Origin of the sequence: Pseudocolwellia antarctica, from assembly GCF_049933045.1 — a bacterium.
Classification (GTDB): domain Bacteria; phylum Pseudomonadota; class Gammaproteobacteria; order Enterobacterales; family Alteromonadaceae; genus Pseudocolwellia.
This window is the reverse complement of sequence record NZ_CP187926.1, coordinates 1,065,256-1,081,401: the sequence shown is the minus strand read 5'-3', so window position 1 is coordinate 1,081,401 and position 16,146 is coordinate 1,065,256. Positions and strand designations below refer to the sequence as shown.

The window sequence follows — 16,146 nt, the reverse complement described above, 5'->3', positions numbered from 1 at the left end:
TTAAGAACGGATTAAGCCAATTTAGTTTTCAATTAAAATATTTAAGATGAATGGCATGACTAAAAATGAAGTGAGTTACTGATTGAATAAACATTTAAGCTTGTAGTAAAGATGTGAAATAAGAGCTCAAATAAAGACATTTGAATAAGTCATTATTCGAGCTCTTATGAAAGGATATAGTGAGATTTAAATAAAATTAAGCTTGATCTAAAACCGCGTTAAAGCGTTCGAAACCTTTGGTTAAATCTTCAATTAAATCGTCTACATCTTCTAAACCAACATGTAATCTAATTAATGGAAATTCGTATTTCCATTTGGTTTGAGTACGCATAGATTGCACGTTTGAAATCGCTAAAATTAAGCTTTCAAAACCACCCCACGAATAGCCCATTTTAAAATGCTCCATATCGTCAAGTAATGCAGTAATTGCAGCTTGTGTTCCCTTGTTTAATACAAAAGAAAACAAACCATTTGAACCATTAAAGTCACGTTCAAAAAACTCATGACCAGGGCATGAAGGTAAAGCTGGATGAAGTACTGTTTCAACTTCTGGACGAGTCGCTAGCCATTTAGCAATTTTAAGCGAGCTGGCTTGATGCTGCTTTAAACGAACACTTAACGTACGAATACCACGTAAAGCTAAGTATAAATCGTCTGGCGAAGTGCACTGCCCCATGATGTAACTATTCTCACGAACTTGTGGCCAGTATTTTTCAACAGCTGTTGCTGTGCCCAACATAACGTCTGAATGACCAACAATGTATTTAGTCGCCGCTTGTACTGAAATATCAACACCATGATCGAATGGCTGAAAGTTAACCGCTGCACCCCATGTATTATCAAGCATTACAATACAGTCATGTTTATGAGCAACTTCCGCAATACCTGGAACATCTTGGATTTCCATGGTGATAGAGCCTGGAGACTCTAAAAATATCAGACTCGTATTTTCTTGAATAAGCGCTTCAATACCTATACCAATTAACGGATCATAATAAGTGGTTGTAACACCCATTTTAGCAAGAATTTTTTCACAGTAATCACGTGTAGGTTCGTAAGCGTTATCGACCATTAAAATGTGATCACCCGTTTTAACAACCGAGATAATAGCGTTAGTAATAGCTGCGGTACCTGAAGGATATAAGGCACAGCCAGCACCACCTTCTAGTTCAACCATAGCGTCACTAAATGCAAACGAAGTCGTAGTGCCGCGACGACCATAAAATAAGGTTTGATTGGTTTTATTAACCGCCGCTTCTTTCATTTGTTTAACAGACTCGAATACCACGGTTGAGGCACGTTGTACGGCTGGGTTTACCACACCATTTGTCCATTTTGCAGCGCGTCCTGCTGATACGACTTTTGTTTCAGTTTTCATTTATATGATCTCACTTATTCAAAGCTTATAGCTATCTAGCCATCTATAATGTATTTATAACCTGATTAGATCAAAGGTGCACTAACTTTATCAAAATTAAGTTATCTGGAGCGTACGTAACACTGAGTAAAAAAACTAGGTAGACAAAATTGTTTAGCTTAAAAATTTTAGTGAAAATTGTTAAAACTAATAAATCAAAGAAGCTTACCTTCATCTGTCTTATAGATTAAATACTAAATTTATTAATCGTTATCTATTTAACTACAACAGCCTCAGACAACTTACTCAACACATCTAAAACCTTATTAATAATGGCATCACAACCATTCATATCATGTCTTTTTTGTAAATAATCAGGGTTATTGTATGTTAACCAAACTTTATTATTCGCGCCTTCACTCACCATAACCTTTTGAGGTAAATCGATCGCTACGCTTTGAGCACATACCATTAAAGGTGTGCCAACTTTAGGGTTTCCAAAAATAATCACTTCTGTTGGTCGCAACTCTAAATTCACACTTTTCGCATTTTTTTGATGATCAATTCTCGCGAATAAAGTTAACCCTTTTTCCTTAACAATATTTTCAAAACGATCAGCGGTAACTTTTACTGAATAAGGACTTTCGTATTTAACTAAACCATTATTAGCAATAACAGAAAATGATGTACTAATTATGACTAAACCTAGTAATAATAACTTTTTCATTGGTATGCCTCTATGGATTAATGTCTTTTATGAATATATAGCTTAACGACTTGCTGCTAATAATTTATTCATTATTTGTTACTAAACATTTTTAGATGATTAAAAGTAAATGACTAAACAATAAACTAATCATTACAAGCTGTAACTGCTGGAATATATGTAAGTTTACTTTGCTGAAACATTGTAAATACCAAGCTGAGCTTACTTTCAACATATAAAACAAGATCAGCTTCACTATCTGGATAAGCACTAACTATATTCTCATGTAACCAGCCACCATACCCAAAACCGACTAATGGTAAATCATTAGGTTCAATCGCATGTTCTTCCGCAATTTCTACAATCCATGATTTTGCCGTCAATTCAAAATACCATGCATGACTATGGACTCGGCCATTCGCTTTGACATTACCATTTATGTATAAACTTCCAGACCAATTTATTCCTGACAATATAATCATATAATGATCTCAATAAAATTAACGTTGTACCTATTTTACATACTTGCTTAGGGTTATTTATTTTTAGGCACGTAACTAAAACAACCCCATTTGCTTATTTGTCACTTCATTAAAACTCGATCCAACAAAAGGTAAAATACCATCGGCTACCGCTTCTAATTGTCGGTCTATATAAAACTGATAATCTAACGGCGCGGTTAGGTATTCTTTTGCCTGAGGTCCATTTAAGGTGATGTAGTATTCGATCCTGCCTTTGTTCTGATAGCGTAAAGGTTTACCCTGCTCTTGATTGATCATATCAGCCAAGCGTGCGGCTTTTACATGCGGAGGAACGTTTTTAACGTATTCATTTAAACGACGGCGTATACGCTTTCGATAAATTAATTTCTCATCAAACTCCCCTGCTAAGGTGCGCTCTACAATATCGAGTATGTAATCAGCTGTTGGTTCATCATTAAACACTTTTAAATACAAAGCTTGCTGAAATTCTTTTGCAAGGTCTGTCCAATCGGTTCTTACAGTTTCTAAGCCTTTGTAAACCATTTGCTGACGTTCGATGCCGGTTGCTTCATCACGAACTAATATCATGCCTGCGTAGCGTTTTTTGGTGCCTACATCCAATCCTCGGATTGTTGGCATTAAAAATTTACTGAAGTGAGTTTCAAATTCAATTTCTAATTCGCTATGCACACCATGTTCGTTTAACAATAACTGATCCATCTTAGTATTAATCAGTTTTTGTAGCTGTTTACCTAAAACCAGACTTTGCTCTTGGGTTTTGTCTAAGCCAACATGTACAAATATAGAATCTGTATCGCCGTAAATCACCTTATAACCTTCAGTTTCAATCCACTTTGAGGTTATTTTTAACAACTCGTGGCTACGTTTTGTAATTGAGCCTGCTAAGCGTGGATCGAAAAATCGACAGCCCGTTGATCCTAAAATTCCATAGAACGAATTCATGATGATTTTTATCGCTTGAGATAAAGCAGCGTTTTTCTCAACTTTCGCTTTATCACGTTCTAACCATAGAGATTGAATAATGTCAGGCAAGAAGTGATTTTCTCTTGAGAAATAAGCACCGTCAAAGCCTTTTATCGGATTATTACGTTGATGTTTGTCGTCTTCTAAACCTTCAATTAACCCCATAGGATCTACATTAAAAGTACGAATAATACTTGGATATAGGCTTTTATAATCAAGCACTAAAACGTTGTCGTATAAACCTGGCAACGAATCCATAACAAAGCCACCTGGCGATACTAAACCCGACTCGCCATCACCCATATTCGGCGCTACATAACCACTTCGATGAAGCTTAGGTAAATACAAATTCGTAAAAGCTGCAACCGAGCCGCCAATCCTATCTATAGGTAATCCCGTCAGTTGGGCACGTAATATGGCAAATTCAAGCAGCTGTGTTTTTTCAAAAATCAACCAAACTAAACGGCAATCTTCAAGGTTATAAATAGCGAGGTCTTGTTTGTTGTTATGAAAATTATCGGTAATTTCTTGAACACGGTTATCTACGTCTTTTACTTTTTTACCGGTATTTAGTAGTGTATTTGATACATTTTCGAGGGAGAAGCTCGGAAAGTTATAAGTCGCAGTTTTTAATAAGTCGATACCATCAAGTACGACTCTACCCGCTATTTCTATAAATTTTTGGTCACTGTTAGCATTTTCTCGCCAATAAGGTTCACTGCCATCTCTGCCGATTGATAATTTGATACCGAGTAAATCGCAGCGTTTTTGAAACAAACTAAAGTCAAAGTTAATCACGTTCCAACCGATCATAATGTCGGGATCATAAACCCGTATCCATTCAATAAAAGCGCTCAGTAAAGCTGATTCAGATTCAACCCAGTGAATATACTCAAGCTCGGTTTCTTCTGGCTCGCCAATCATAAATACGCAATTTATATCTTTACCGTTTTCTTTTGCATATAAACCTATCGAATATAGCTCACCTTTCATCGAGCATTCTAAATCTACCGACACCATAGTTAAGGCGATATTTTTATCGGCTTGGTGATATGGCAAGGCTTTACATTTTGCTTTTGAATACGCTTTGTAATTAGTCCTGTTCGTTTGATCTGAAGTTGCTTGAAAGTTCGCTTTTTCCATACCGATAAAACTTAAGTTAGCGGTAATGAAGCGTTCCATTAAAAAACGATCGTCAGGTCTAAAATCGTCTTCATAACATTTAATTTTGTGATGTTTTAATCTATCGCGTGCGGCATAAAAATCTCGCATCGATTTAAAATAAATGCCTGTAACAGGTTCTTGAGTAAACGTTTTCAGCTGTAAAGGAGATACTTTTTCAACCTTTATTGAAGCATCGCTTAGCGCTTTAATCGCTTCACCTTGTTGTAACTGAGTAACAAAAAACACCGATAGCTCGTCAAGTACTTCTAATTTCACAGGACCAGTGGATGTTTTTAACCATAAAGTAATACAAGTTCGTCCGAAACGATCTTGCGATTGACGAGTTAAAATGAAACCTTGGTTAACTTCTTGCTGAATATTTGTGTTTTTTGAATGAGGTTGTGCACTTAACCCAGCCTTAGCTTTAAGTGCTGAGTTTGTTTGAGAGGCTATTTCAAAACCAACGGAAGAGCCAGTTGATGTGCCGACTGAAGCGTTGTTTGCAGAATTATCTATGTAATTACTCGTCATTACTAAAAAGAATACTCGAAAAAGGCACAGTAAAACTGTTAATATATACAGCAGTGTAAATGATACCGCCCATTATGGAAACCTCCTTCCCATGTTAAGTGACAAAATAAAGCAAGTTATACGCACCAGCTATAAAGCCATTGGCGAAAATATGACGAACTTTAACCCGCGTAAACAGCAAACCTTTTTAATTGCTGAAATAGCTAAAACCCTTGCAGGCGAATACGATAAAAACCGAAAAATTATTGTTATTGAAGCTGGCACGGGTACAGGTAAGTCACTGGCATATTCATTGGGCTCTATTCCGCTAGCTTTATCTCGCGATAAAAAAGTATGTATTTCAACCGCTACTGTTGCGTTACAAGAACAGTTAGTTGATAAAGATTTACCCTTTTTGAAAAAGCATTCAGGTCTCGATTTTTCATTTACGTTAGTTAAAGGTCGTCAACGTTATGTTTGTCGACAAAAATTAAGTGCTGCCGTTACTAATGGTGACGACCCACAAGCTGGTTTTACTTTCGCACAAAAACCTAGTGCTACCGATATTAGAATACTCGCCGATATGCATAAAAAGTTGGGCGATAATAGCTGGCAAGGCGATTTAGATTCATGGCCTGATAGCGTGCCTCATTACATTTGGCAGCAAGTACAATGCGACAAACATAGCTGCTTAAAACACTTAGCTGAACACACACATTGTCCGTTTCATAAAGCCCGAGAAACCATGGATATGAGTGATGTATTGGTGATTAATCACAGTTTATTATTAGCCGATTTAGAACTAGGTGGTGGTAAGATTTTACCTGCACCAGAAGACGTTTTTTACATAATTGATGAAGCGCATCATTTACCAAAAGTTACGCGTGACCACTCTAGCGCCAATATTTCCGTGAAGGGAGCCATAGAATGGCTTACTAAGCTCAAAGAAACTGGCGATAAGATGGCTAAGCTCATTAAGTCACAACGCGCTATTTCTCCAGCCTTAAAGTTGGGTGACGATTGCCAAGATTTATTAGTAGAACTACAAAAAGTTTATACCTTTATTGAAAACAATAAAGAAGTGTATTTTCCGAAAGAAAAACAGTTCAGATTTGAAAATGGCATCATTCCAAAATCATTAAAAAATTGGGCAGAAGACATCAGCGAGCTCAGCAAAAAATGTCTCGCTCATACCAATAAGCTTTATAACTTATTAATGGAGTCTACCAAAGATGGCGAAACCCAAATGTATTTGGCAGAGCCATTATTAGCTGAGTCAGGATTTATGATCCAACGACTCGAAAACCTTCATTCTCTTTGGCAGATGTACGAAAAAACAGATAACGAAAAAGGTGCCCCTTTAGCACGTTGGGTTGAAATTTCAGAAGGTAAACGTTCCGACTACGTGCTTTCAGCTTCACCTATTGAAGTTGGTTTTACCCTTGAAGATAATTTATGGAGTAAATGCGACGGTGCGGTTTTATGTTCAGCCACTATTTTAGCGTTAAACTCTTTTGAACATTTTAGATTTCAAGTCGGTCTGCAAAAAAACGACGGGACTCAATATCAGCAAGTGAACTCGCCTTTTGATTATCAAAACAATGCTGAGCTGATTATTCCACAAATGAAGTATGAGCCAAGTGCCGACCAATTTACTGATGAAATAATTGAAAAGCTACCAGAGATAATAGATCAAGGTTTCTCAACACTCGTATTGTTCTCATCTTATTGGCAAATGGAAAAAGTTGCTGCGGCTTTGCGTGAAAACAACAAGTTAGAGATTCAAGTACAAGGCGAGCAATCACGCCAGCAGATTATTGAGAAACATAAAAAGAATTGTGACAGCGACAAACAAAGTATTATTTTTGGTACACAAAGTTTTTCTGAAGGATTAGATTTACCCGGTAAATACCTAAACAACTTAATAATTACCAAGCTACCTTTTTCAGTGCCAACGTCGCCTGTAGAAGAAGCTCAAGCAGAATATGTTACCGCGAAAGGTGGTAATCCGTTTATGTCGTTATCTGTGCCTGAAACTTCTAAAAAGCTCATTCAAGCAACAGGTCGATTACTACGTAATGAAAAAGACGAAGGTACAATTACCTTGCTCGACAGACGCGTAGTAAGCAAGCGTTACGGTAAGCAACTACTCGACTCGTTACCGCCTTATAAACGCACCGTAAAATACTAGCTACCTCTTAGCCTTTTTAAAACAGCATCAACATATTATTTTCAAAACAATACTTGATGCTGTTTGATTTTCTCTTCTTAAAAGCTCAACACTCATTATCTTAACTAAGTCATTCAGTAAGTCATTCATCTGAACCTTTCACTACTCCATTCAGCAAGCATTAATCTTAGCTCTATAAACTAGCCTAAAGATTTGTAAATTCGTCTAAGAATACACAGCCGAATTTGTACAATGACTATATGATATTCATACCACTTTAAGATTCGAATTTCAGGTGGCATGAGTATTTAACTCCATAATGGTTAATCAAAGTTTAGGTTTTACTATGAAAAAAATTATCACTGTATTGTTGTTATCAACGTTACTCGTTTCAACAACATCATTCATTAATGTGGCTAAAGCAGCAAACCAACTTACAGCCACCATTATTGGTTCAGGCTCGCCTATTTTTAATGAAAACAGAGCCAGCGCTAGTACTTTGGTTTCAGCAGGTAATACGCATATTTTGGTGGACATGGGCAACGGCACACAAGCTAATTTGAATAAGTTAGGTTTTGATCCGAGAGACTTATCAGCATTAGTTTTCACTCATCATCACCTTGACCATAATGAAGAGTTTGTTCCTATGTTTATCCGCTCGATTTTAGGACGAAATAACTTCTCTATCATAGGTCCACCTAACACAGTTAAGCTTGCCGAATCTAATCTGGAGCTTTATAACGAAGATATTTCATACCGTTTAGGTAAAACTCAACGCACTTTAGCTGAACGTGAAAAAGCATTTGATGTAAGAGATTTACAAGGTGGTGAGTCATTCAAAATAGATGACATTCTTGTTACTACTCTACAAGTTCCACATGCTATTCATACCATTGCTTATCGCTTCGACTATTAAGGTCAATCTATTGTGATTACAGGTGACCTAACTTATTCAGACGATTTACCGACTCTCGCTAAAAACGCCGATTTTATGATCATTGATTCAGGCGGTATGGTAATGGAAGACGGACGTCAAAAAAACAAAGGTAAGGCAGGCAATAAATCAACTAAAAACAAAGACAGCAGTAATAGAAAGAAGAAAGGTAATGCGCATCTCAACCTAGCAGAATCAAGCAGTATGGCTAAACAAGCAAACGTTCAAAACTTAGTTTATACCCACTTCAATTCTACAATTGTTGATACGGCAGCAAGCTTGAAAGAAATTCAAAAGAATTACCGTGGTAATGTGATTTTTGCTGAAGATTTAATGGTAGTAAATAAAGAAGCGACTAAAACATCAGCAACTCGCTCATCATCAGCTATAACCTCTGCCCTCCCTATAATAGAAAACAGCTACGCCATAGTTGATTCAGGACAACGTATTTCTTACAGCAACAATAGCGCTATTTCATTGCCTAAGCAGGGAGATGATTTTTCGGTCAAGATGCTAGTTATATTATTAACCCACCTTCTTACACCGACAATCAAAATGGCACAATTACAGATAACGTGACAGGACTTGTTTGGCAAAAAGACATGGGACAAAAGCTTACCTTTGAAGAAGCCTTACAAAAAGTTAATAGCACGAATACAGGTGGCTATAACGACTGGCGTATACCTACCATTAAAGAGCTTTATTCTTTAATGCAGTTTTCTGGCACGGTTAAAGGTGACAAAGCGCTAACGCCTTTCATCGACACAACTTACTTTAATCAACCTATTGGTGATACCAGCACTAAAGAGCGAGAGATTGATGCACAAACATGGTCAAGTACTGAGTATGTTGCAAAAACCATGAAGAACGACGATACGGTTTTTGGTGTTAACTTTGTAGATGGTCGTATCAAAGGTTATCCAAAATATAATCCGCGTAGTTCAGCGCCTAATAAAATGTATTTCAGATTTGTTAGAGGCAATACCGACTACGGCAAAAACAGTTTTGTAGACAACAACAATGGCACGGTTTCAGATAAAGCAACGGGCTTAGTTTGGCAGCAAAGTGACAGCCTAAAAGGTTTAAACTGGCAACAAGCTCTGCAATACGCTCAAGAGTCAACATTAGGTGGCTACAACGATTGGCGCTTACCTAATGCCAAAGAGCTACAAAGTATTGTTGATTATACGCGGTCGCCAGAAACATCAAACTCAGCAGCGATTGATCCTATCTTCAATGTATCATCTATTAAAAATGAAGGTGGCGAAAAAGATTACCCATACTACTGGAGTTCAACAACTCATCTTGATGGTCCCGTACAAGCCGAAGGCGCTGTATATGTAGCTTTTGGTAAAGCCATAGGCGAAATGCGTGGAAAAACCATGGACGTTCATGGCGCAGGCTCACAGCGTAGTGATCCTAAAACAGGTGAACCAACATCGAGAGGCCCACAAGGCGACATGATCCGAGTAGACAATTATGTACGTTTAGTTAGAGGCGGAAACCTTGAGATAGCCACAGGCGAGCTACAAGAAAATAGATATGAATATACCGATATTAGTACCTCAGCTGCAGGTTATGTAACTACAAGTAGAGCGAGTAATACAAAAAGCAATACGCAAAGTAATACACAAAGAAATCAAACGACAGTTAGAAGTACTAATGGTAATAAATTCATCAATCGTTTTGATAAAAACAAAGATGGAAAAGTAGCACTATCTGAGTTTAAAGCTGGAGAGACTCGCTTCAATCATTTTGATAAGAATAAAGATGGGTACATCAGCGAAGATGAAGCACCCACTGGACGACTTAAAAATGAGCGTTGATTGGCTTAGTTAATTAAGTAAGTTAGTTAAGTTTGATTGTTTTAACAGAAAAGGAGCTTATGAAAATAAGCTCCTTTTTACTTCAAAAATCAGATCACAATACGAAGATTTAACCTAATTCACTTTTATATAAGCACTTTAGCAATGTTTTCTAGTTACTCATTTAATAGGACTAGGTTTAGAAAGCTGTTCCATTAAGTCATTATTCCATTTTCCTTCTACCGATACTTCAGCTAAAGCACCCAACATAACGGCTTCAATTAAGTTATGGTTAACATAGGCATAAGTACCAGGTTGTTTAAAGGTGTACATTACTGCAGCACCTGCTCCTCCAAGTACTGACCATGTTTCTTGGTTCGTGAGCGGTCTGTCATCAAATGAACCTCCTGGCCAAACAAGATCGCCATGACCACCAATCAAATGGATACGAGTGTCACGATTCGCTTCTGAATGTAGAAATAAAACCGTTTCACCCACTTTGGCTGTCATCACATTTTCTCCCGTTAAAGCGCCTACTTTTCCATTAAAAGTAATATGTGTCGGAATTAAACCTCGCATTACAGCCATAGTGTCAGCCATACTTTCTGCAGGTGAGTTATAACGTTTGTATTTACCACTCTCATCTTTAGGCAAATACCAATCTTGCTCACCGACGTAATAGGCTTTGTCATAACTTACAGATTGACCCTTCTCATCTTTTAAACCTTCACGAGGTAAAACCATAATAGCGCCATTCATACCTGAAACTATATGGAATGGGATCATTACGCCACCTGGCGCACAATGATAAACAAACACACCAGCTTTAGTGGCTTTAAAACGAAGTACAACTTGTTCACCAGGAGATACATGGGTTAAAGTCCCTCCACCCAAGGCACCTGTCGACGCATGAAAATCTATGTTATGGAGAAGTGTATTTGTTTTAGGATTTTTCAGCGTTAGTTCCACATAATCACCTACATGCACGACAATCATTGGACCAGGGTTTGAACCATCAAAGGTCATTGCTTGAACAAATGCCCCTGGTGATATTTCAATTTCTTTTTCAACCACTTCCATGGACATGGCAATAATTTTAGGGCCGCCTTTAGCCACTTGATCATGCTCAGGTAAAAATGGTGGGGCTACTAATGTTTGTGTTATCCGTTCAAGTCCTTGCGCCTTTGATGCAATGCCTACTTTAGCAGTATCAAGTGTCTCACCAGCATAGGACCCTACTGAAAAGGCTACAAGTATTGTAGCAAGTGCGATATTTAGGGCTGATTTTTTAAAAGGATTCATCGTTATGTCCCCAAGGTTTGTTATCAATTACGCTCTAACCAACGCGAAGTCGTCATCATACCTTAAAGCATTTATGCCTCATTGATTCAGATCAACAGAGCAACGGATAAACCTAAATCATTTAAACGACATTGATAATGCATTTCACAACGTCTAAATAACAAACTAGGTAAGTATTGGGTGATATGTCTTGTTTTTACTGGCTTGCCTGTAAGATGTAACATTGCAGTAGTGTAGCTATTAGACATACTGAATATTTTTAATGTTAACTGTCCTTTAATATACCTCTAAAATTAGCCACACTTTGAGTATAAGTAATATAAATAGCCTATCCGATATATGTAATCCATAGTGTTAACAGAAAAATATTTGCTTATAGCGAAGACATCAAAGCAAAAATATAATGGCTTCATTTTCGGATATAGCAGACGTTTAGTTTAAAGTACCTATTACTTCTTTGGTGGCCGCTTTATTGGGGGAGGATGACGACTATGTTACGAATGATTGTTATGGAATAACTCACGTTATTAACTACTCATGTCATAACAATTAACTGGGTCTACTTATAGATATTTCCCACTAACTAACGCTTGTATTTTATTAAGATTATTCACAGTAGACTCAATAGCTTTGTTACCAAGTTGTTGATTAAGGATCTTATCCATATCTGCCAACAGCTGCCTTGCATCAGACATTAACAACTCGCCTGTTTGAGTAAATACAATTTTTTTTGTTTACCTACATCATCTAGCTGCTCTAAATATCCTGCTAAACATAATTCTTTAACGGTTTTAGCTGCCATTTGACGTGAAACACCTAAATTTCTGGCTATTTCAGACGCATAATTAACGCCGCATTCTAATGTACTTAAAAAGTTTAATGCTGAAGGTGACGCAAATTTATAACCTTTTTCTTTTAAAGCATTAGATAAATATTTTGATATTAAATCATTAACTTGGCTAGCACCAAGAGCCAGCTTTAGTGACTGACTTTCTACCATGGGGGTACCTTTACTTGTCAACCTTATTGACATAAATAACTCTCTACTTTAATCTACTCACGTCTATGTCAACCTAGTATACATGAGAGTAAATATGTTCACACTTAAAAACGTCTTAATGGCAAATGCCATAAGTTGCATAATATTTGGATTGATATTTATATGCTTGCCAATAAAAGTCGCTGTATTTTTAGGAGGTGATACCCACTTTCCTGAATTGATATTACAGATTCTAGGTGTTGTGTTAGTAATAAATGGACTTCATCTAATTTGGGCTTCATTGCAACAAACACCAAACAAATGGTTAATCTTGTACTTCTCATTTGGTGATTTTTTATGGGCTATTAGCTCTAGTTTTTTGTTGCTTATGCGACTTTGGATAACGACTATGGCAGGGATTATTACTACGATATTAGTTGCTTTAATGGTTACAGTATTTGGCATTATGCAAATAATAAAAAGCAGAGAAATGTGTAACTTTCATGATTAGAGTTAAAAAGCATATTTAAAGAAATCACCTACAGAAAAATAAGTAACTTATTAAACGCCTTAAGTCAGAAGATACATAATTTAGGCAAAAAAATACCCAGTATCGAAACAACTCGTTATTGGGTATTGTATTTTTGGTTGAACTAAATTCTAGCTAAACCTTCTCAGGTATTGATTACTTATAAAAAGCGTCAACAGTACCTTTAAGTTTTATCAACATAGGTTGTCCGCGACGATCTAATGCTTTAGGTGAAGGGATTTTTACCCAACCTTCGCTGATGCAATACTCTTCAACATTGAAATGTTCTTTGCCGTTAAGTGTAATACCAATCGTATGCTCAAAAATTTCAGCTACATGATGTGGGCTGCGAGGATTCCCCGAAAGTTGATCTGGTAAAGCTGGTTTTGAATTAGTGTCGGTCATTTTAACGTTCTAACGTAAATAAAAAAGTGCGTTATTGTAGACAATAAAATCCTAACGCTCAAGAAAGACAGTTAAGTTTAGAAGATATATTTTAAGCTTTTGTTTATTCTTTATTAAATCAATATTGTAAAACAATATTTAAAAACATAGAAACCAACAGTTGATGATTCAGCTTGAAGCTTTAGTTTAAGCGACTCTAACGGCTAATTTAATATGAACAGCTAATAAAGTATCTTCACCTATTAACTCAGCCGTGTGACCATGAATTTCATCGTTAAAGATTTCATTATCTTGTAAATAATCTTCAGCAACAAACATATCTCCCGCAGAAAAGTCGCGGTATTCCCCATTTCGCAGTGTCATACGTAAAGTACCTGAGCGAACAACAATAAGAGTTGCATCGCCAGCCACATGCCAAGAGCTAAAGTATCCAGGTTCACTCATACGATGACGAAAGTTTTGAGCTCCAATTCTGTCAGTAATAAATAAGCCGTTATAATCTTCAATCGAATATTCGATGTCGTTAAATACGGAACAACCTGTGTTTATTGTTGTTTCGCTTCCATCTTTGTTTTCAATTATTGGTGAACTTAGAACTGCTAGGCTAATAGTTTTCAATTTACATTACTCTAAAGTATGAGGAAGGATAATATGCTTAATTAAAGCTAGGGTTTAGTTTTACTTACTTATATTTATTCACTCGTTATCACTATGTTTTGATTAGCAAAGTCGCGTGATGCCGATTATTGAGCCTTTATCGACTAACTCTCTATTTCATACTCATTAACTTGAAAAGATTCGACCATAGCGAATAGATCGTTTGCTGGAATAGCAACTCTGAAAGCATCTAAAGCTTCAAGTGAATTCCATTTTTCAAAGATGTTTACTCTGTTTTCTTCTAAAAGATCGGGAGATACAGAAAAGTCTTCACAGCTTTTATTATCTCTTGCTATTGATACCGACTCTAACGATTCAATAATAAATCTATCTCGTAAACCCTCTTTAATAATGAGTTTTCCTGCAACAATAATTGGCATGTAATTTTCCTGAAAATAGATAAATAGTTCGATGATAACCTCTAATACAGACAGTATCTCATAAACTATACTTTATGATAAAGATGCTAGTAGGGTCTGTTGATCATTAGTGTTAAATTTAAAACGGATTTAATCGAGGCATGGCTTGTCTATAATAGTTATTCTCGGCTTTATCTCCTGAGTCGCCCTACTTTCTATATCTATGCAGCCCGATTAAAAATAGCGAGCATGGGTTATAGGCAGCAATGATAAAATTCGTTTATAATGAAGCCAAAGGGTTGCGCTTGTTTGAAATCCCGAACTTTCGATAGACAGAACGTTATTTTGTGTTCGAGTTACAAGCTACATATCACATAACCGCCTTGTCCATATATTGATAAAGCTACTGTAAAAGCAATATTGATAGATTATCAAACCCTATGTAATCGTTAAAATTTCAGAACAACTTAGCTTGATAAAACCGCAATTAAATTTAAAACACAGAGTAGAAATAAATAATGGCCACGGAAAAACCAAAAAACAAACCCTTTATAGAAATCATTTTTAATGTAGCTTTACCTTCGTGGATCCTAATGAAGTTTTCCAGCCCAGAATATTTTGGCGTTGTCGTGGGATTGATTGTCGCTTTATCATTTCCGCTTGGCTATGCCATTTATGATTACTTAAGAACTAAAGAAATGAACCTGATATCTGCATTCGGTTTTTTTAGTACCTTATTAACGGGTGGAATTGCACTGTTTGAGTTAAGTGTACAATGGCTTGCTATAAAAGAAGCATCTATACCTACGCTAATAGCATTATTCACAATATTTACAGGTATGTATGGTAAGCCATTAATTGCAAAGCTATTGTTGAATGAATATATGTTTAAGGTAGGATTGGTATATGAAAAGTTAACTGAAAACGGTAAAACCGATGTATTTAGAAACAAGATAGGTTTTGCTAACAAATTATTAGCATTAACATTCATCTTTTCTGCTGTAATGAATTATGTGCTAGCAAAGTGGCTTGTAACAAGTCCTGCAGGAACAGTAGAGTTTAATGAAGAACTTGGTCATATGACCTTAATGAGCTATCCAGTTATTGTAATACCATCAATGTTAATGCTTGCAGCTCTTATGTACTATGTTTCCACAGTAATAAAGGATTTAACGGGTTATAAGCTTACTCAGTTATTGGTAGAACAATAATTATTTAAAAAAATAGAGACAATGAGTTATGAGTACCCATATAACTCATTGTCTAAAGATTTAGTTTTTTAATCAGTCCAACGACCAAATAAATTCTTTGATGGACGACCTCGTACTTTATTACCCAATAAATACGAAATAGGGATAGCAATCATACCCGCCAGTGCATGTCCGTAAAAGTCGCCATAAACAATATGCCCTACTAGCGCCATTGCCATATTAAGAAAATAAGCAGCATAAGCCATATCTCGTAAGTCGTTAAATTTATGACACACAATAACCAAAATAGCGGCTATTTTTAGATAAGCTAATGGATAAACTAAATAAGTTGGGTATCCGAATGCTGTAAAATATGAAGCTTGTGCATCATGCATTACGTGGTATGAAATAGCTGCAAAGGTTAGTAAAAATAAAACAATACCTGTACTTAACCAATATAATATTTTGATAAATAAATGAGGGCTGTGTTCTGAGTCTGACATGATGATTCTCTATATGAAAAATAACTTAGGTATAACTTCCCGCATTATCTTCTTTTACTGAATCAATACTCAAGTTAAACGTTTGTTTTTCTTCTATCAAGATTACGCAT

18 protein-coding genes are annotated in these 16,146 nt (G+C 36.3%); 6 read left to right on the top strand and 12 right to left on the bottom strand.

Features of this window, described 5'->3' with window-relative positions; genetic code table 11:
• Window positions 1-196: 196 nt before the first annotated feature.
• From ACPUVN_RS04760 to ACPUVN_RS04745, 4 genes are all read right to left on the bottom strand, one after another.
• The gene (locus ACPUVN_RS04760) at window positions 197-1,378 is read right to left on the bottom strand and encodes a cystathionine beta-lyase (protein WP_426370070.1); all 1,182 of its coding nucleotides are present in this window, start codon (window positions 1,376-1,378) and stop codon (window positions 197-199) included.
• A 253-nt stretch (window positions 1,379-1,631) separates the two neighbouring features.
• A complete protein-coding gene (locus ACPUVN_RS04755; protein ID WP_426370069.1) occupies window positions 1,632-2,084 on the bottom strand; it encodes a DUF302 domain-containing protein in 453 nt (150 codons plus the stop codon).
• 125 nt (window positions 2,085-2,209) lie between these two features.
• Entirely contained in the window at window positions 2,210-2,446 is a 237-nt protein-coding gene (locus tag ACPUVN_RS04750) for a hypothetical protein (protein WP_426357771.1), read from the bottom strand.
• Between the two features lie 174 nt (window positions 2,447-2,620).
• On the bottom strand, window positions 2,621-5,224 hold the full coding sequence (locus ACPUVN_RS04745; protein WP_426370068.1) for a DNA polymerase II: 2,604 nt from the start codon (window positions 5,222-5,224) through the stop codon (window positions 2,621-2,623).
• A 91-nt stretch (window positions 5,225-5,315) separates the two neighbouring features.
• On the opposite strand from ACPUVN_RS04745, the gene dinG reads away from it, so the two are divergent.
• The 4 genes from dinG to ACPUVN_RS04725 all read left to right on the top strand — a co-directional run bounded on the left by dinG (window position 5,316) and on the right by ACPUVN_RS04725 (window position 10,133).
• Window positions 5,316-7,394 (top strand): ATP-dependent DNA helicase DinG, encoded by a 2,079-nt coding sequence (dinG, locus tag ACPUVN_RS04740; protein WP_426357773.1) that lies wholly within the window; start codon window positions 5,316-5,318, stop codon window positions 7,392-7,394.
• A 325-nt stretch (window positions 7,395-7,719) separates the two neighbouring features.
• On the top strand, window positions 7,720-8,289 hold the full coding sequence (locus ACPUVN_RS04735; RefSeq protein WP_426357774.1) for an MBL fold metallo-hydrolase: 570 nt from the start codon (window positions 7,720-7,722) through the stop codon (window positions 8,287-8,289).
• 12 nt (window positions 8,290-8,301) lie between these two features.
• Complete coding sequence (locus ACPUVN_RS04730; RefSeq protein ID WP_426357775.1) at window positions 8,302-8,886, top strand: hypothetical protein; 585 nt, start codon at window positions 8,302-8,304, stop codon at window positions 8,884-8,886.
• A complete protein-coding gene (locus ACPUVN_RS04725) occupies window positions 8,883-10,133 on the top strand; it encodes a DUF1566 domain-containing protein (RefSeq protein WP_426370067.1) in 1,251 nt (416 codons plus the stop codon). The genes ACPUVN_RS04730 and ACPUVN_RS04725 overlap by 4 nt, the downstream gene beginning before the upstream one ends.
• A 159-nt stretch (window positions 10,134-10,292) precedes the next feature.
• On the opposite strand, the gene nirK is transcribed toward ACPUVN_RS04725, so the two are convergent.
• The 4 genes from nirK to ACPUVN_RS04705 all read right to left on the bottom strand — a co-directional run bounded on the left by nirK (window position 10,293) and on the right by ACPUVN_RS04705 (window position 12,414).
• Window positions 10,293-11,414 (bottom strand): copper-containing nitrite reductase, encoded by a 1,122-nt coding sequence (gene nirK / locus ACPUVN_RS04720; protein WP_426370066.1) that lies wholly within the window; start codon window positions 11,412-11,414, stop codon window positions 10,293-10,295.
• Window positions 11,415-11,500: 86 nt separating this feature from the next.
• Entirely contained in the window at window positions 11,501-11,662 is a 162-nt protein-coding gene (locus tag ACPUVN_RS04715; protein WP_426370065.1) for a hypothetical protein, read from the bottom strand.
• Window positions 11,663-11,977: 315 nt separating this feature from the next.
• Window positions 11,978-12,109, bottom strand: a complete 132-nt coding sequence (locus ACPUVN_RS04710) for a hypothetical protein (RefSeq protein WP_426370064.1) — start codon at window positions 12,107-12,109, stop codon at window positions 11,978-11,980.
• On the bottom strand, window positions 12,109-12,414 hold the full coding sequence (locus ACPUVN_RS04705) for a hypothetical protein (RefSeq protein ID WP_426370063.1): 306 nt from the start codon (window positions 12,412-12,414) through the stop codon (window positions 12,109-12,111). The genes ACPUVN_RS04710 and ACPUVN_RS04705 overlap by 1 nt, the downstream gene beginning before the upstream one ends.
• Before the next feature lie 94 nt (window positions 12,415-12,508).
• On the opposite strand from ACPUVN_RS04705, the gene ACPUVN_RS04700 reads away from it, so the two are divergent.
• Window positions 12,509-12,904, top strand: coding sequence for a hypothetical protein (locus tag ACPUVN_RS04700; protein WP_426370062.1), 396 nt, complete (start codon window positions 12,509-12,511; stop codon window positions 12,902-12,904).
• A gap of 174 nt (window positions 12,905-13,078) precedes the next feature.
• Here the strand turns inward: ACPUVN_RS04700 and ACPUVN_RS04695 are convergent, their stop codons facing one another.
• The 3 genes from ACPUVN_RS04695 to ACPUVN_RS04685 form a co-directional block, all read right to left on the bottom strand.
• Complete coding sequence (locus ACPUVN_RS04695; RefSeq protein WP_426357781.1) at window positions 13,079-13,327, bottom strand: DUF3297 family protein; 249 nt, start codon at window positions 13,325-13,327, stop codon at window positions 13,079-13,081.
• A 186-nt stretch (window positions 13,328-13,513) separates the two neighbouring features.
• Window positions 13,514-13,945: a hypothetical protein gene (locus ACPUVN_RS04690; RefSeq protein WP_426357782.1), complete on the bottom strand. Its 432-nt coding sequence runs from the start codon at window positions 13,943-13,945 to the stop codon at window positions 13,514-13,516.
• Window positions 13,946-14,088: 143 nt separating this feature from the next.
• Entirely contained in the window at window positions 14,089-14,364 is a 276-nt protein-coding gene (locus ACPUVN_RS04685) for a putative quinol monooxygenase (RefSeq protein WP_426357783.1), read from the bottom strand.
• A 497-nt stretch (window positions 14,365-14,861) separates the two neighbouring features.
• On the opposite strand from ACPUVN_RS04685, the gene ACPUVN_RS04680 reads away from it, so the two are divergent.
• On the top strand, window positions 14,862-15,554 hold the full coding sequence (locus ACPUVN_RS04680) for a VC0807 family protein (protein WP_426370061.1): 693 nt from the start codon (window positions 14,862-14,864) through the stop codon (window positions 15,552-15,554).
• 68 nt (window positions 15,555-15,622) lie between these two features.
• Here the strand turns inward: ACPUVN_RS04680 and ACPUVN_RS04675 are convergent, their stop codons facing one another.
• Window positions 15,623-16,036: a DoxX family protein gene (locus tag ACPUVN_RS04675; RefSeq protein ID WP_426357785.1), complete on the bottom strand. Its 414-nt coding sequence runs from the start codon at window positions 16,034-16,036 to the stop codon at window positions 15,623-15,625.
• Between the last annotated feature and the right edge of the window lie 110 nt (window positions 16,037-16,146).